Origin of the sequence: uncultured Paracoccus sp., from assembly GCF_947487305.1 — a bacterium.
GTDB lineage: Bacteria > Pseudomonadota > Alphaproteobacteria > Rhodobacterales > Rhodobacteraceae > Paracoccus.
The window spans coordinates 201,262-218,032 of sequence record NZ_CANKWH010000008.1 but is presented as its reverse complement, the minus strand read 5'-3'; the positions used below and the strand labels follow the sequence as shown (position 1 = coordinate 218,032).

The following is a 16,771-nucleotide window of genomic DNA, read 5'->3' as shown; positions in this document are numbered from 1 at the left end:
CCGTCCGTCCCGTCTGCGTTCCCGCCTTCGGTGAAGCGGTATTTAGGGTCAGCGAGAGGGGCCTGCAAGCGGAAAAATGCGGATTCGTCACAGAAACTTCACAAGAGACTGATATGGAATGAAAAATTCGTCACCCATCTTGCGCTGCTCTTCGCGGATCGAGCGGGGCGAACGCCCTGAACCGACCATTTCAGCCGGAAGAACCCGGATTCCAGCAGACTCGGCAGCGCGATTCTCGGCGGAAATAGTCGAGATTCGGCGAGTCGCTCCGATTCTGCGGCTCGAATCGTCGAAGCAGCCCGCCCTGCCCCCTGCGTCCGGTGATTCTGACCCACGAATTTTCCGGGGCGGTGACTCGATCATGCGCGGCTTCCTCAACGAGACGCCGTCGGGATTCTCACCGACGAGACCAGGCGCTCGATCGGCGAGGCCCTTCGAGTAAAGCCATTGTCGGAGGGTGTTGTTGAGAGCTGTGCCGACACCTGATCCGCCACATGGTAGATGGGAGCCGTCGGGGCGCGGTGAGGCTGAACCCAAAGTGGGGGCACCCTGCGCCGGAAGGGCAGGCGCGCGGCAATCCACTCGCACCCCTGCCCTACGGAAACGAAAAAAGCACCCGGAGATCCGCGTGCTTTCCAAGAGTTTCGATGCGGGCCGGTTCGACCGGCCGCAGGATTCAGCGCTTCGAGAACTGGAAGCTGCGGCGGGCTTTGGCCTTGCCGTATTTCTTCCGTTCGACGACGCGGCTGTCGCGGGTCAGGAAGCCGGCGGCTTTCAGCGCGGCGCGCAGGCTGGGTTCATAGAGTTGCAGCGCCTGGCTGATGCCATGCTTCACGGCACCGGCTTGCCCCGACAGACCGCCGCCCTTGACGGTGGCCTGCACGTCGAACTGACCGGCCACGCCGGCCACGTCGAAGGGCTGGCGCAGGATCATCTGCAGTACCGGACGGGCGAAGTAGACGGCGATGTCCTTGCCGTTCACCACGACCTTGCCCGAACCCGGCTTGACCCAGACGCGGGCGACAGCGTCTTTGCGCTTGCCGGTCGCGTAGCTGCGGCCCAGATCGTCGCGCTTGGCTTCACGGTCGGCCGGAGCGGTCGCCACGGCGGCGGCGCTGCCCGAAACGGCCGATTTCAGGTCGTCGAGAGATTTGATGTCTTCAGCCATAATCACGCGCTCCGGGTGTTCTTGGCGTTCAGGACCTTGACGTCCAGAACTTCGGGCTGCTGTGCCTCATGCGGGTGCTCGGCCCCGGCATAGACGCGCAGATTGGTCATCTGCTGCTTGCCCAGCTTGTTGCGGCTGATCATGCGCTCGACCGCCTTGGTCACGACGCGCTCGGGATGAGCGCCTTCCAACACTTGGCGCGCGGTGCGGTGCTTGATGCCGCCCGGGTGGCCGGTGTGCCAGTAGTATTTCTTGTCATCGCGCTTGTTGCCGGTCATCTGCACCTTGTCGGCGTTGATGATGATCACGTTGTCGCCCATATCCATGTGCGGCGTGAAGGTCGGCTTGTGCTTGCCGCGCAGGCGGTTGGCGACGATCGTGGCAAGACGGCCCAGAACAACGCCCTCGGCGTCGATCAGGATCCACTTCTTCTCGATCTCCGCCGGTTTAGCGGTATAGGTTTTCATCTTGCGTCCCTTTGGTGGGGGTAAATCCGAGATGCGGCTATATCAGGGATCGCGCGCGGCAGGTCAAGCGTCGCGCATCTAGATTTATCACGTAATTTCAAAGCATTGCAAAATAGGTAATATGATACCCCGCCACAGAGGCCCGAAAAACTAGCGTTTCGGCGGAATCGAATAGGTCATCGAGCTGCGCGCGACCGGCGCCTCCTGCCCGTCCGAATAGATTAGCGCATCGCCCACGGCCAGCACCCGGCCCAGCTTCAACAGCCGGCACCGCGCCAAAAGATCGCGCCCGGATTCGGGCTTTCGCATGAAGTCGATGCTGGCATTGGTGGTGACCGAAAGCCCCACCGGTCCGATCTTCGACAGGATGGCGCAATAGATCGCCAGATCGACCAGCCCGAACATCGACGGCCCGCTGACCGTGCCGCCCGGGCGCAGATGGGCGTCATTTACCTTCAGGCGCATGACCAGCAGATCCTCCGTTGCCGACTCGACCGTGAAATCCGACGCGACCTGCTCGAACTCGCGCGCCAGAAAATTGTTCAGCGCCGCCGCATCCATCTTCAAGGTCATGCTTTCCTCCCTGCTTCGACGGACCTACAGTTTCTGCACCGATGGAGGAAGACAAGATGAGCCAGCGCGTCTTACGCAACGATACCGGGCATGTCGCCCATCTGGTGCTGAACAGCCCCGAGAATTTCAACGCTCTTTCTGTCGAAATGATCGCCGATCTGTCGGCGGCACTTGGGGCCATCGGCGAGGACGAAAGCATCCGCGCCGTGATCCTGTCGGGCGTCGGAAAGGCCTTCTCAGCCGGCCATGACCTGCGGCAGATGCAGGCGGCTCGGGGCGAAGCCGATGGCGGCGCAGCGGCCTATCAGGCCCTGTTCGACGCCTGTGCCCGGATGATGCAACTGATCCCTGCCCTGCCCCAGCCGGTCATCGCCCAGGTTCAGGGCATCGCCACCGCCGCCGGCTGCCAGCTTGTCGCCAGCTGCGATCTGGCAGTCGCGGCCGAAGGTACGCGCTTTGGGGTGAACGGGGTGAATATCGGCCTCTTCTGCTCGACCCCCATGGTTGCGCTAAGCCGCACCGTGCCACCGAAAGCGGCTTTCGAGATGCTGACCACCGGCGAATTCATCGACGCCGCCCGCGCCCGCGAGCTGGGCCTGATCAATCGCGTGGTCCCCACCGACCAGCTGGCCGATGCGGCCATGGAGATGGCGCAACTGATTGCCTCGAAACTGCCCGCCGCCGTGCGCATGGGAAAGCAGGCCTTTTACCGGCAGCTGCAGCTTGGCCTTGGCGATGCCTATGGCAGCGCGGGCGGGACGATGTGCGAGAACATGATGCTGCCCGACACGGACGAGGGCATCACCGCGTTCCTGGAAAAGCGCAAGCCGAGTTGGGGTTAAGCCCTCAGCCCAAAGTGGCAAGAACCGGGAAAGTCTCCAGCAGCCAATAGGCAAAGGCCGCGAAGGCGCCGGTCAGCAGCATGACGCCGACGACCACCAGCAGCACACCCATGACCCGCTCGATCGCACGCAGATAGGGCTTGATCCGGTTCATCAGACCGATCGAGCGGCTGATGAAGATGGCTGACAGCAGGAACGGGATGCCCAGACCCAGCGCGTAGATGGCCAAGAGCGCCGTGCCGCGCCCGACCTCGCCGCCGGTTGCCGCCAGCGACAGGATCATGCCCAGCTGCGGACCGATGCAGGGGGTCCAGCCAAAGGCGAAGGCCAGTCCCAAGACGAAGGCTCCAAAGGCCGAGCCGCCCTGCTCGCCGGCCTCCAGTCGCGCTTCCTGATCGAGGAAGGGAATGCGGATGACATGCAGGAAATGCAGGCCCATGACGATGACCATGACGCCCGCAGCCTTGGTCAACCAGTCCTGATATTGCAGGAAGGCCCGGCCAAAGGCCGAAGCCGCAAAGCCCATGACCAGAAACACCACCGACAGGCCGAGGACGAACATCAGCGCCGGTCCGACCGCGCTGCGCTCGCCCGATTTCAACCCGCCGACATTCACCCCGGTCATATAGGCCAGATAGGGCGGCACGATGGGCAGCACGCAGGGCGAGAGAAAGGACAGCAGTCCGGCCAGCAGCGCCACGAAGGCGGCGGGCAGGAAGGCAGCTTCGGCGAGTTCGATTCCCAACATGGCCGGCACTCTAACGCCTTAGGGAAAAACGAAAAGGGCGCGACCTGTCACGCTTGCGTGGGTCAGGTCGCGCCCGGCCCCGGCGGCGGGTCCCGCCGGGAGGTTTCACAGTCGGATCAGCGGCCCAAGGACCACCAGCCACGGCGCTTCGGACGCGCCGGTTTTTCCGGCTCGGCCTCGACGGGCTCGGCATCAGCCAGTTCCGGCTCGGGCTCGGGCTCGGCGGCAGGCGCCTGCTGCAGCACAAGCTCGGCCACGGGCGCGGCTTCGGGCTGAGCTTCAGCTTCGACCTCGGCTTCGGGCGCAGTCTCGACAGCGACTTCGGCCACCAGCAAAGACTCTTCCGCGAGAACGGCCTCAGCAACAGGTTCGGCCGCAGGCTCGGGCTGGCTTTCGCCCTCGGCTTCGGCAACCGCGTCACCCTCTGCAACAGCCACGGCCTCTTCCACCTTGTCCTTCGCATCGCCCTTGCGGCGCGAGCGCGAGCGCGACTTGCGCGGCTTCTTCGCCGGTTCGGCCTCCGCCTCGTCAGCGGCTTCCGCCTCGCCATCCTCGGCGACCGCGATCACGGCTTCAGCGGCCTCTTCGCCTTCGTGGCCCTCGGCTACGGCTTCCGACCCGTTCTCCTGCTCGGCCCGATCACCCGGCTTCCGCCGGCGACGGCGGCGGCGGCGTTTGCCGCGGCCCTGATCATCGTCCAAGCCGTTCTCGTCTCGCGGCTCGTTGGCCGAGGCCTCGACGACCTCGTCCTCGTCTTCGTCCTCGACCTGGTCGGCATCGTCATCGATCTGCGCCATCAGCTGTGCATTGACCGAAACCGCCTGCGATTCGACCTCGGGCACGAAGCGGGTCGCGGTCTTGAACTTCTCCAGCGTGTAATCGGGCGAGATCAGCGAAGGATCGGCCTCGACCCGCACCGACATGCCATAGCGCGTCTCGATCATGCCGATATGTTCGCGCTTGCCATTCATGAGGAAGTTGGCAACCGCGATCGGCGCCTTGATCAGCACCTCGCGCGACCGCTTGCGCGTGCCCTCCTCCTCGACCGCGCGCAGGATGGTCAGCGCCAGGCTGTCATCGCTGCGGATCAGGCCGGTGCCGTGGCAGTGGGCACAGGGCTGGGTGGTCGATTCGAGCATCCCCGGACGCAGCCGCTGCCGGCTCATCTCGAGGAGGCCAAAGCCCGAGATCTTGCCTACCTGGATGCGGGCGCGGTCGGATTTCAGCTTGTCCTTCAGGCGCTTCTCGACGGCGGCGTTGTTCTTGCGCTCTTCCATGTCGATGAAGTCGATGACGATCAGGCCGGCAAGGTCGCGCAGGCGCAATTGCCGGGCGATCTCGTCCGCTGCCTCGAGGTTGGTCTTGGTCGCCGTATCCTCGATCGAGCCTTCCTTGGTCGCGCGGCCCGAGTTCACGTCGATCGCGACCAGCGCCTCGGTCACGCCGATGACGATATAACCACCGGATTTCAGCTGCACGGTCGGGTTGAACATGCCGCCCAGGTAGCTCTCCACCTGGAAACGCGCGAACAGCGGCATCTGGTCGGTGTAATGCTTCACGTTCTTGGCGTGGGACGGCATGATCATCTTCATGAAGTCCTTGGCGGTGCGATAGCCGCGCTCGCCCTCGACCAGAACCTCGTCGATGTCCTTGCTGTAGAGATCGCGGATCGTCCGCTTGATCAGGTCGCCTTCCTCATAGACCGGCGCCGGGGCGATCGACTTGAAGGTCAGTTCGCGGATCTGCTCCCAGAGCCGCATCAGATATTCATAGTCGCGGCGGATCTCGGTCTTGGTGCGCTGGCTGCCGGCGGTGCGGATGATCAGCCCGGCGCCCTGCGGCACCGACAGTTCCGAGGCGATTTCCTTCAGCTTCTTGCGGTCGGCAGCCACGGTGATCTTGCGCGAGATGCCGCCCCCGCGCGCGGTGTTGGGCATCAGCACGCAGTAACGGCCGGCGAGGCTCAGATAGGTGGTCAGCGCCGCACCCTTGTTGCCGCGCTCTTCCTTGACGACCTGGACCAGCATGATCTGCCGGACCTTGATGACTTCCTGGATCTTGTAGCGACGCTGGCGCGGCTTGCGGGGCGCGCGAATCTCTTCGGTCACGTCCTCTTCGGCGATCGATTCGATCTCGCTGTCTTTGTCGCTGGCGCTGGCAGGGGCGTCCTCGCCCTCCTCGCGCGCAGGCTCGCCGTGGATCTCGTCACCCTCGGCGCGGTCCAGTTCGACGGCGGCATGGACCTCGGCGGCATCGTCGTCGGAATCGGTCGCGGTCTCGCCTTCCAGCAGCGTGTCAGCCTCTTCGACGTCGATCACGTCCATGCCGGCGATCTGCTCCGAGCTGACGCTTTCATCAGTGCTGCGGTTCGACTCGGCCCGGGTCTTGCCCCGGCGGCGCGACTTGGACTTCGCGGCCTTGGCAGTTTCCTCGTCGGCCTGCGCTTCGGCATAGGCCCGCTCCTCGGCCAGCAGCGCCTGACGGTCTGCGGCCGGGATCTGGTAATAGTCCGGGTGAATCTCGGCGAAGGCCAGGAAACCGTGGCGGTTGCCGCCATAATCGACGAAGGCCGCCTGCAGCGAGGGTTCCACCCGCGTGACCTTTGCCAGATAGATGTTCCCGGCCAGTTGCCGCTTGTTTATGGTCTCGAAGTCAAATTCTTCGACCTTGGTTCCGTCGCTGACCACAACCCGAGTTTCCTCGGCATGGGTCGCGTCGATCAGCATCTTCTTTGCCATAGTGTTGTCTTTCGCGCAGGCGCAATCCCCCGGCACCGGGGGGTCCAGAGGGCGTGCGGCTGCGATATGATGGGGACGCGGGCGCGCCGGGTGGGCCGGATGACGTGACCGGCGCTGACGCCTGCCTTGTCATCTTCGTCCTGTCCAAAGCGCGTTCCATCGCGTTCGTTACCTGTGTTGGCCGCCCCGCCCTGACGGGCAAGGGAAGCTTGCGAATACCGCCCCGGCGCGGCTGAACCACACATCGGGGCGAGGGTTTTCCGCGCGACACATGCCATCCGTCCAAGGATGGGCCAGAGCTGCCGCGCTGCGAAACTTTTGGCATGGCGCAACCAATAGTTGCGGACCGCGTCATGCGTAGGTTCAACATAGTGGCTCAGGCGGGGAGAATTCAATGCATAATTCTCGACCGGCGCGGTTCAGGCGGCTGCACGGAGAGGGACGGCCAGCTTTTGCCGTCACGCCCCGCCGAACCTTTGTCGCCGGATCACGAGAGGCGCGGGCTGGCAATCTCGGTTCGAATGCGGCTGATCACCGTTCCGTCAGCGGCACAGGTCAGCCGCAGCTTCCATTGCGAGGACGTGAAGGTGACACGGAAGCGGCCGGCATCCTCGCCCTGCCCCTCCTCGGTTCCGGTGGCGATCTGCCCGCTGCGCATCTGGCTCTGGAACTCGGCCAGGTCCAGCCCCAGCAAGGGGGCCAGCTCGGCCGCCTCGACGATGATGCGGCCATCCGCGCGACGTTCGACTTTCATGGCGTTTGGCCTTCCTGCGACCAGAATTCTCCGGTCTGCATCCAGCACGGCAAGAGTCGGCTTGTCCAGAAGCCAGCGCTATTCGGGAATATCGCCGATCTCATGCCCAAGCGCGGCGATCCCGGCGCGAACCCGGGCAAAGCGCTCAAGCCGCCGCGCGGCGCGTCCGGAATCGGTCATCTGCCGCTCAACCGGCTCGGGGGACCTTCTGGCCTGGTCGTCCTGCCCCTCCGCCGCCAACGCCATCTGAACCAGCCCAAGCGAGGTGGTCTCGACCTCGGCGGCACGGTGCAGGGGGTGAGGAACAAGCCCGGCCAGAAAGCCCAGCAGGTAATCATTCCGCGCCATGCCACCATCGACCGACAGCGCCGTGACGGGCTGCAACACCCCGATTGCCTGCACCGCCTCGGCCACCCGCAGCGCCACGCCCTCGATCAGCGCCTGCATCAGATCCTGCGGTCCGGCCTCGAGCGACAGCCCGACCCAGGCGCCCCGCGCCCGCCGGTCCCAATGCGGGCAGGCCAGGCCCGCGAGCGCTGGCAGGAAGACCAGCCCACGGTCGATGGCCGGCGGGCGGTCAAAGCGGCTGATCGCGGCGAAATCGTCGAAGAGGCCCAGACCGCGCGCCCAGTTCACCGCCGCTGCGGCAGTATAGACCGCGCCATCGAGCGCATGAACGACCGCCTGCCCCGGCAAGTGCCACGCCACGGTAGGCAGCGGCCCGGGCTGATCGGGCCGGATCAGGCCGTCGGTCAGGCATTGCACGAAAGCGCCGGTGCCAAAGGTCACTTTGGCATCGCCCGGTGCGCGGCAACCATGGCCATAGAGCGCCGCCTGCTGATCGACGATGCTCGCCGCCAGCCGCGCGCCGCCTGGCAGCACGCCCAGATCGCCCGCGGTCGGCGTGATCGCCGGCAGGGCCGCGATCGGCACGCCGAAGATCTCGCACAGCGCCGGGTCCCACTCTCCCGTCGCAAGGTTCATCAGCGAGGTCCGCGAGGCGGTGGCAATATCCGTCTCGAAGCGCCCGGTCAGGCGGTCGCGGAAAAAGGCATCGGTGGTGCCCAACCGCAGATGCCCCTGCCGCGCCAGATCGGCGGCAGCGGGCAGATGGCGCAGGATCCAGCCCAGCTTGCTGGCCGAGAAATACGGGTCCAGCGGCAGGCCCGCCCGCGCCATCACCTCGGGCCCGACGCCCTCGGCCTCGAGCGTGCGCGCGACATCGGCGGTCCGGTCATCCTGCCAGACGATCACCGGGCTAACCGGGCGACCATCGCGCGCGTCCCAGGCAAGGCAGCTTTCGCCCTGATTGGCCAAAACCACCAGATCGGCCTCGGCCGCCTTGGCGCAGGCGGCGACATGGGCCAGCAATTCCTCGGGATCATGCTCGACATGGCCGGAACGGGGCAGGATCTGTCGATGCGCCATCTGCTTCAGCAGTTGCAACGCCCCGTCGGGCCCACGCATCAGCGCCCGGGTCGAGCTGGTGCCCTGGTCGATGGCCAGAACCCTCACGCGTCTTCCTCGATATCAAGCGACAGCGGACCCTCGCCCAGTTTTCGCGGGATGGGCAGGGTGATCCGCCGCTCGGGCAGGGCGCGGATGGGCTGCCGGGCGATCAGGCCCCCCCCCTGGCTCAGCCGCAATTCGCCGCTTACCGGGCGGCTGACCCGCAACTGGATGGACTTGTGAAAACCCGGACCGGCAGGAAACAGGATCTGCGGCAGGGCATATCGTATGGCGGGCGCATCGATCCGCAGGGACAGGCCCTGCGCGGGACAGGGCAGCCCGCCGGTCAGATGAACGGCGATGGCATCGGCAACACGCCGACCCGAGGCCCAGCACATGCCCGCCGTCTCTACCGGGCGCAGCAGATTGCCGGCGGCGAAATAGCCCGGCTCGGCCAGACGACCGAACACGTCGATCTCGGGGCCAGTGGTGCGTGGATCCAGCGTCATGCCCGCCGCCGCCATCAGCGTCGCCTCGGACCGGAAGGCCCCGGTCAGCAGAACGCCATCCGCCGCGATCTCGCGCGGCCCGCCGGGGCCGTCGATCACGACACCCTCGACCCGGTCCCGCCCAAGGATCTCGGTGATCCGGGTCTCGCGCATGACCGGCACGCCAAGAAGCAAGGGCAAGACCGCCGCACCCGCACGGGCCACCACCCTCGCGCCCGGCTCGATCATGGCAACCGGCCGGATGCCGGCCTGCCGGCAGGTCAGCAGGGCCGAGAACGAGACCAGTTCGGTCCCGAGGATCACCGGCCGCCGAAACGGACGCTGGTGGTTCAGATGCACCATCCCCTGCAGCGCGCCGGTGGTCAGGATGCCGCCGGGCTTCTGCCCGCCGATCATCCGCTGCACCCGGCTCGATTCGCGGGTGCCCGTGGCCAGCAGCACGACCCGTGCCGACAGGCGCTCGGCACCGCCTGGCCCCGTCAGATCCAGTTCCGGCCCCGGATGCAACGCGATCACCGTAGTATTGCAGTGGATCCGCGCGCCTGCCGCTTCGGCCCGCGTCGCCAGGCGGCGGGCATAGGCTGCGCCGCCGAGGACCCGCCGAAACTCCCTCATGCCAAAGGGAGAATGGCCGCAATGGCGCGGAATGCCGCCCGGCTCGGGCTCGCGCTCCAGCACGACGATGTTCTTCACCCCCATCAGGCCCAGATGGGCGGCGGCGGCCAATCCCGCCGGGCCGGCGCCGATGATGGCCACGTCAGCCTGCATGATCCACCGCCCCCGCCAGAATCGGCTGGGTGAATCGTCCCTCGGTCAGCCGCGCCAGTTCGGCCGAGCAATAAAAGCCCTGGCAGCGCCCCATCGTCACCCGTGTCCGGCGCTTCAGCCCGGCCAGCGACTGCGCAGGCGCCGGACCCTCCAGCGCCGCCGCGATCTCTCGCCTTGTGACCAGCTCGCAATGACAGACGATCCCGCCATTGCCGGGCGCCTGCCAGTCGCGCGCGCCGTCCTGCGCCAGCACCGGCATCTCGGGCCAGTCCCGCGCCACACCCGGCGCGCGGCCCGCCAGCCGCGCAACATGCTGCGCAATGCCCAAGGCCGCCGACAGCCCGGTCGAGCGAATGCCGCCCACCGTCACCAGACCGCGTTCCAGGTCGGCGCGGATGCGATAGGCCTTCTCCTCGGAGGCGGGACGCAGACCGGCATAGAAGGCCGTCACCTCCTGCCCGGCGAGCGCCGGCAGGATCGTCTCGCCGGTCTGGCGCAGCGCCTCCAGCGTGGCCGGAACGACCGAGGCGTCCTCGCGGTCCTCCTGCTCCTCGGCGGTCGGGCCGACCAGCAGGTTGCCGAATATGGTGCGGCAGACCACGACACCCTTGGTCAACTTGGTTGGCACCGGCAGCAGGATATGCCCAGCCAGCGCGGCGGCGGGCTTGTCATAGAGGATGAACTGGCCCTTGCGCGGACGGATCTGGAACCAGCTCTCGCCGGTCAGGATCCGCTCGACATGATCGCCCCAGAGACCGGCGGCATTGACCACAAGCCCGGCCTCGATCGACCCCGCAGATGTATGCAGCCGCCATCGGTCCGCCTGCCGTTCGGCAGTCAGCAGTTCCGCCCGCAGCAGCAGCTCGGCGCCGTGCTGGATTGCCTGATAAAGATAGGCATGGGCCGCCGACCAGGGATCGATAAGCGCTTCGCCCGGCACCCGGAAACCGGCGCGGACGTCGGGCGCAAGCTGCGGCTCGAGGGCCAGCAGCGCCGCGCGGTCCAGCATCTCGACATCGCCAACCCCGTTCGCCGCGGCCTGCACCATCAGCCCGGGTAGCGCCGCCTGCTGCTCCTCGGCCCAGGCCAGAACCAGCGCGCCGCAAGGGTCCAGCGGCAGGTTCATCCGCGCGTGAATCTCGCGATACTCGGCATACCCCGCCCGGATGCAGTCCAGTTCCAGGCTGCCCTCGGGCGCGTCGAAGCCGGTATGCAGGATGGCGCTGTTGCCCTTGGAGGCCCCGTCCAGCACGTCATGCGCGCGCTCGAGGATCAGCACACGCGCGCCATCGATGGCAAATCGGCGCGCGATGGCGCAGCCGACCACACCGGCCCCGACCACTGCCACGTCGAACACGCCCTGTGCCATCAAAGCCGCCTTTGCATATTCCGCAAGGGTAACGTCAAGATGCCCGAATGGGCAAGCGATTTGCCTCGATTGTGGATACGGAACGAATATTCCGCCAATCGAGATGAAATTTTGTTGACACGGGCGACGCCGCCAGCGTTCGATTTCGTCATTGGGGGTCGGGCAATGCGATGAAGCCACGCGAGAGACGATTGCAGATCGAGGGACTCATCTGGGAAGAAGGCTCTGTCAGCGTCGAGCTTCTGGCCGAGCGCTTCACCGTCTCGACCGAAACCATCCGCCGCGACCTGTCGCGTCTGGCCGAGGCCGGGCGGATCATGAAGGTGCATGGCGGTGCCCGCAGCACCCGCTTGCTCAGCGAACCCAGCATGCCGGTGCGCACGGCTCTTGCCAGCAGCGAAAAGGCGCGAATCGGCCGGCGGCTGGTCGATGCGCTGGAACCCGGCGATACCATCTTCATCGATACCGGCTCGACCACGCTGGCGGCGGCGCCGGCGCTGGCGACGATGACCGGGCTGACCATCATCACCAATTCCTGCCAGCTGGCCGAGGCGCTGGCACAGGCGGGATCGGATGCCGACATCTACCTGCTGGGCGGGCGCTATGTCTCGGGCAATGCGCAGACCGTGGGCGCGGCTGTGCTGGGGCAGATCGGCGAATTCCAGGCCGATCATTGCGTGCTGACCGTGGCCGCGCTCTCGCCCGAGATCGGGGCGATGGATGCCAGCCATGACGAGGCGCAGGTGGGCCGGGCCATGGCCACAAATGCCCGCAATCTGATCATCCTTGCCGACAGCAGCAAGCTGGGCCGCCGCGCAGCCTTCTCGGTCTGCCGCAGCGACGCGATCGGCCTCTTGATCACCGATGACCGGATCAGCGGCCATGACCGGGCCGCCTTCACTGCGCACGGCGTCAAGGTCTGGATCTAGGGGAGGCGAGGACAGCGATCATGCCGGGAATCATCCGCCACTATGTGCGTATCGTCGACCGGCTCAGTGACTGGTCGGGCTGGCTTGCCGCCTCGCTGATCTTCGTCATGGTCGCGACCCTGCTGCTGGACGCGGTCACTCGCAACGTGCTGAACATCCCGGTCCATTGGGCGATCGAGCTGACCCAGTTCACGTTGGCAGCCTATTACTTCCTCGGCGGCCCCTTCACGCTCAAGAATGACGAACATGTGCGGATGGACCTGATCTATTCGCATCTCTCGGAACGCGGCAAGGCGCGGCTGGACTTGATCACCGTCTGGTGCCTGATCTTCTATCTCGGGGTCATGCTGGCCGGCTCCATATCCAGCCTGCAATATGCCATCGCCACGGACGAGCGGCGGTTCTCGATGTGGAACCCCTCGGTCATTCCGATCAAGGCGCTGATGGTGGCCTGCCTTGTCCTGATGCTGCTGCAGGCCTTCTCGCTGGTCTTCAAGCATATCGCCACCCTGCGCGGAGAGCCCATCGCATGAGCTACGAGGCGATTGCCCTGCTGATGTTCGCCTCGATGGTGCTGCTGCTCGTCAGCGGCCAGAGGGTCTTTGCCGCCATCGGCTTCGTCGCGGCAGGGGCGGCGCTGCTGCTCTACGGCCAGGGTGCGATCGAGCTGCCCTTCAACCAGGTGTTCAAGCTGTTCAACTGGTACGCGATGCTGACCCTGCCGATGTTCATCTACATGGGCTACATCCTGTCGGAATCGGGCATCGCGGAAGACCTCTACAAGATGCTGCATGTCTGGTTCGGGCGCCTGCCCGGCGGGCTGGCCGTGGGCACGATCCTGTTGATGGTGATCATCTCGGCGATGAACGGGCTGTCGGTCGCAGGCATGGCCATCGGCGCGACCATCGCCCTGCCCGAGATGCTGCGACGCGGTTACGACAAGGTGCTGATCTCGGGCGTGGTGCAGGGCGGATCGTCGCTTGGCATCCTGATCCCGCCCTCAGTGGTCATGGTGCTCTACGGCATGATCGCCCGCCAGCCGGTGTCGAAACTGTGGTTCGCCGGGTTGATCCCGGGCCTGCTGATGGCGACCATGTTCGTGGTCTACATCCTGATCCGGGCCAAGCTGAACCCGAAGCTGGCGCCGACGGTGGACGAGGCCGAGTTGAACATGCCCATGTCGGAAAAGCTGGCGCTGGCGCGGGCGGGCATCATCCCCTTCCTGATCTTCTTCACCATGACCGGGCTGTTCGTCATGGGCTATACCTCGCTGGTGGAAAGCTCGGCTGTCGGTGCGACGGCGGCGACGCTGGCCGCGCTGGTCAAGGGCCGGGTGACATGGGCGCTGATCAAGTCGACCTCGATCAAGACGCTGTCGGTCAGTTGCATGTTCCTGTGGCTGATCCTCGCGGCGCTGGCCTTTGGCGCGGTCTTTGACGGGTTGGGCGCGGTCAGGGCGATCGAGAACCTGTTCCTGAACACCTGGGATCTGGGTCCCTGGCAGATCATCATCATGATGCAGCTGAGCTTCATCCTGATGGGCATCTTTCTGGATGACACCGCCATGCTGGTCATCGTCGCGCCGCTTTACGTGCCGCTGGTCGGGTCGCTGGACCTGGGGATCGACAACCAGCTGATCTGGTTCGGCGTGCTCTACACCATCACCTGCCAGATTGCCTATATCACACCACCCTTCGGCTATAACCTGTTCCTGATGCGCTCGCTCGCGCCCAAGGAAATCACGCTGGTCGATATCTATCGCTCGATCTGGCCCTTCGCGCTGATGATGATGCTGACCATCATCCTGGTGATGATCTGGCCCGGCATCGCGCTGTGGCTGCCCGAGCAGATGAACGTCCGGGGATAGTCCCCCAAGATCCAAGACCCCGCGAAGAGGGCCCCATAAACCCAACAACGGAGGATAACATGACCGAGACCCCGATGACCCCGTCCGAGCGGATCCTGTCCAGCCGTCGGACCTTCCTGAAACGCGCCAGCCTCGGCGCCGCCGCCTCGACGCTGGCCGCCCCCGCCGTGCTGGCACAGGGCGCGCCGATCAAATGGCGGCTGCAGACCTATTCCGGCGCCCCGCTTGGCGCCCATGTCATCAAGCCGCAGATCGAAGCCTTCAACGCCGCCGCCAATGGCGAGATGGAGATCGAGCTCTACTATGCCGACCAGTTGGTGCCGACGGCCGACCTGTTCCGGGCGCTGCAGAACGGCACGCTGGACGCGGTGCAATCGGACGAGGCGACCATGGCCTCGCCGGTCGACATCTCGGTCTTCGGCGGCTATTTCCCCTTTGCCACCCGCTACAGCCTCGATGTGGCGGCGCTGTTTCAATATTACGGCCTGAACGAGATCTGGGCCGAGGCCTATAACGAGGTCGACAATGTCACCTGGCTGTCGACCGGGGCCTGGGACCCGCTGCATATCTTCACCGTGGACAAGCCGATCCGCAGCCTTGCCGACATGAAGGGGTTGCGAGTCTTCGGTGTTCCGACAGCCGGCAAGTTCCTGTCGCGCTATGGCCTGATCCCGGTGACGATCCCCTGGGACAACGTCGAGGTCGCCATGCAGACCGGCGAGTTGGACGGCGTCGCCTGGTGCGGCTTTACCGAGGCCTACGAGGTGGGTTGGGCCGATGTCTGCAAATATGCGCTGACGAACTCGGTCACAGGCGCATGGTTCGGCAGCTATTTCGCCAATACCGCCAGCTGGGAAAAGGTGCCGCCGCATCTGCAGGAACTGTTCCGCATCACCATCGACCAGTCCCATTACTATCGCAATGTCTGGTACTGGGGTGGCGAGGCCAAGCTGCGCGTCGAGGGCGAGAAGATGGAACTCACCAGCCTGCCCGACGAGGAATGGGCACAGGTGAACAAGGATGCCGAAGGCTTCTGGGACGAGGTCGCCGCCAGCAGCGAGCGCGCCGGAAAGGTGGTGCAGGCCTTCAAGACCTATGCCGCCAACATGGAAAAGGCCGGCTATCCCTATCGCTGAACCTGACTGCCCGACCCTCATCTGCCGGGCGCGGCCTGCTGCGCCCGGTTCATCCGACCGGAGGACGTGATGCCCGCCAACCTGACGCTCAGCAGTCTCAAGTCCGCCGTGAAAAGCGGCGAGATCGACACCGTGGCCGTGGCGCTGGTCGACATGCAGGGCCGGCTGATGGGCAAGCGCTTCCACGCCCAGCATTTCCTCGACAGCCACGAGGAAACCCACAGCTGCAACTACCTGCTGGCCACCGATTACGAGATGTCCACCGTTCCCGGCTATGTCTCGGCCAGCTGGGACAAGGGCTATGGCGATTACACCATGCGCCCCGATCTCGCCACCCTGCGCCGCCTGCCCTGGGCCCCCGGCACCGCGCTTTGCATGGTCGATCTCCTGGACCATCACACTCATCAGCCCGTCCCCCACGCGCCGCGCAGCATCCTCGCCCGCCAGGTCGGTCGCGCCCGCGAGATGGGGTTCGAACCACAGATGGCGACCGAGCTTGAGTTTTTTCTCTTCGAAGAAAGTTACAAGCAGCTGTTCGACACGGGCTATCGCCCGCTGACGCCCTCGCCACGCTACAATGTGGATTATGCCATCACCGAGACATCCGAGGCCGAGACCGTCCTGCGCGCCCTGCGCAACGGGCTTTACGGCGCCGGCGTGCCGGTCGAATGCTCGAAAGGCGAGGCCGAGCGCGGCCAGCACGAGATCAACGCCCGCTATTCCGATGCGCTGGACACGGCGGACATGCATGTGCTCATCAAGATGGCGACCAAGGAGATCGCCCGCCAAGCCGGCCACGCCGCCACCTTCATGGCGAAATACAACCACGACAAGGTCGGCAGCTCGTCCCATGTCCACCAGTCGCTTTTCAAGGGCGGCAAGAACGCCTTCGCCGACAAGAAAGACCCGCTCGGCATGTCGGCGCTGATGAAATCCTATGTCGCCGGGCAACTGGCCCATGCCGGCGCGATCACCGTGTTCCTCGCGCCGAACATCAACAGCTACAAGCGCTTCGTCACCGGCACCTTCGCCCCCACCCGCACGGTCTGGAGCGTGGACAACCGCACCGCCGGTTTCCGCCTCTGCGGCGAGGGCACGAATGCCGTCCGCATCGAATGCCGCATCGGGGGCGCCGACCTGAACCCCTACCTGGCCTGTGCCGCCCTGCTGGCAGCCGGGCTGGACGGCGTGGAAAAGCAGATGGAGTTGGGCCCGCCGCTGACCGGCGACATCTACCAATCCGCCAATGCCCCGCAGATCCCCCGCACGCTAGGCGACGCGGCAGAGGCGGCGCTGGAGTCACCGATGCTGCGCGACGCCTTCGGCGAGGATGTGGTCCGCCACTACCACCGCGCCGCGTTGTGGGAGATAGAGGAACAGAACCGCGTGGTCAGTGACTGGGAAGTCGCCCGCGGATTCGAACGCGCGTAAAGCGCAGAAATGGACGCTGACAC

The 16,771-nt window shown here is 65.5% G+C and carries 15 protein-coding genes; 6 read left to right on the top strand and 9 right to left on the bottom strand.

Translation table 11 applies throughout. The features are described 5' to 3' along the window. Window positions 1-676: 676 nt before the first annotated feature. The 3 genes from rpsI to Q1A36_RS12170 all read right to left on the bottom strand — a co-directional run bounded on the left by rpsI (window position 677) and on the right by Q1A36_RS12170 (window position 2,208). Complete coding sequence (rpsI, locus tag Q1A36_RS12180) at window positions 677-1,168, bottom strand: 30S ribosomal protein S9 (RefSeq protein ID WP_299844179.1); 492 nt, start codon at window positions 1,166-1,168, stop codon at window positions 677-679. Window positions 1,169-1,170: 2 nt separating this feature from the next. Further along, window positions 1,171-1,635: a 50S ribosomal protein L13 gene (rplM, locus tag Q1A36_RS12175; protein ID WP_101753476.1), complete on the bottom strand. Its 465-nt coding sequence runs from the start codon at window positions 1,633-1,635 to the stop codon at window positions 1,171-1,173. Window positions 1,636-1,785: 150 nt separating this feature from the next. Then, window positions 1,786-2,208 (bottom strand): PaaI family thioesterase, encoded by a 423-nt coding sequence (locus Q1A36_RS12170; protein WP_299844174.1) that lies wholly within the window; start codon window positions 2,206-2,208, stop codon window positions 1,786-1,788. A 56-nt stretch (window positions 2,209-2,264) separates the two neighbouring features. On the opposite strand from Q1A36_RS12170, the gene Q1A36_RS12165 reads away from it, so the two are divergent. Further along, window positions 2,265-3,050, top strand: coding sequence for an enoyl-CoA hydratase (locus Q1A36_RS12165; protein WP_299844171.1), 786 nt, complete (start codon window positions 2,265-2,267; stop codon window positions 3,048-3,050). 4 nt (window positions 3,051-3,054) lie between these two features. On the opposite strand, the gene Q1A36_RS12160 is transcribed toward Q1A36_RS12165, so the two are convergent. From Q1A36_RS12160 to Q1A36_RS12135, 6 genes are all read right to left on the bottom strand, one after another. Next, entirely contained in the window at window positions 3,055-3,798 is a 744-nt protein-coding gene (locus Q1A36_RS12160) for a cytochrome c biogenesis protein CcdA (protein ID WP_299844168.1), read from the bottom strand. 116 nt (window positions 3,799-3,914) lie between these two features. Then, complete coding sequence (locus Q1A36_RS12155; protein WP_299844165.1) at window positions 3,915-6,536, bottom strand: ribonuclease E/G; 2,622 nt, start codon at window positions 6,534-6,536, stop codon at window positions 3,915-3,917. A 487-nt stretch (window positions 6,537-7,023) separates the two neighbouring features. Further along, window positions 7,024-7,290, bottom strand: a complete 267-nt coding sequence (locus tag Q1A36_RS12150; RefSeq protein WP_299844162.1) for a DUF6522 family protein — start codon at window positions 7,288-7,290, stop codon at window positions 7,024-7,026. Window positions 7,291-7,368: 78 nt separating this feature from the next. After that, on the bottom strand, window positions 7,369-8,805 hold the full coding sequence (locus Q1A36_RS12145; RefSeq protein ID WP_299844159.1) for an FGGY family carbohydrate kinase: 1,437 nt from the start codon (window positions 8,803-8,805) through the stop codon (window positions 7,369-7,371). Next, entirely contained in the window at window positions 8,802-10,016 is a 1,215-nt protein-coding gene (locus Q1A36_RS12140) for an FAD-dependent oxidoreductase (RefSeq protein WP_299844156.1), read from the bottom strand. Before Q1A36_RS12140 ends, Q1A36_RS12145 begins: the two co-directional genes overlap by 4 nt. Continuing rightward, on the bottom strand, window positions 10,006-11,385 hold the full coding sequence (locus tag Q1A36_RS12135) for an NAD(P)/FAD-dependent oxidoreductase (RefSeq protein ID WP_299844155.1): 1,380 nt from the start codon (window positions 11,383-11,385) through the stop codon (window positions 10,006-10,008). The genes Q1A36_RS12140 and Q1A36_RS12135 overlap by 11 nt, the downstream gene beginning before the upstream one ends. Window positions 11,386-11,555: 170 nt before the next feature. Here Q1A36_RS12135 and Q1A36_RS12130 point away from each other — a divergent pair, with 170 nt between their 5' ends. From Q1A36_RS12130 to Q1A36_RS12110, 5 genes are all read left to right on the top strand, one after another. Further along, the gene (locus Q1A36_RS12130; RefSeq protein WP_299844152.1) at window positions 11,556-12,314 is read left to right on the top strand and encodes a DeoR/GlpR family DNA-binding transcription regulator; all 759 of its coding nucleotides are present in this window, start codon (window positions 11,556-11,558) and stop codon (window positions 12,312-12,314) included. A gap of 20 nt (window positions 12,315-12,334) precedes the next feature. After that, entirely contained in the window at window positions 12,335-12,847 is a 513-nt protein-coding gene (locus Q1A36_RS12125; RefSeq protein ID WP_299844149.1) for a TRAP transporter small permease subunit, read from the top strand. Beyond that, window positions 12,844-14,181: a TRAP transporter large permease subunit gene (locus Q1A36_RS12120; protein ID WP_299844146.1), complete on the top strand. Its 1,338-nt coding sequence runs from the start codon at window positions 12,844-12,846 to the stop codon at window positions 14,179-14,181. Before Q1A36_RS12125 ends, Q1A36_RS12120 begins: the two co-directional genes overlap by 4 nt. Before the next feature lie 95 nt (window positions 14,182-14,276). Next, a complete protein-coding gene (locus Q1A36_RS12115; RefSeq protein WP_299844203.1) occupies window positions 14,277-15,317 on the top strand; it encodes a C4-dicarboxylate ABC transporter in 1,041 nt (346 codons plus the stop codon). Window positions 15,318-15,386: 69 nt separating this feature from the next. Then, window positions 15,387-16,748: a glutamine synthetase family protein gene (locus Q1A36_RS12110; RefSeq protein WP_299844143.1), complete on the top strand. Its 1,362-nt coding sequence runs from the start codon at window positions 15,387-15,389 to the stop codon at window positions 16,746-16,748. The last annotated feature ends 23 nt before the right edge of the window (window positions 16,749-16,771 follow it).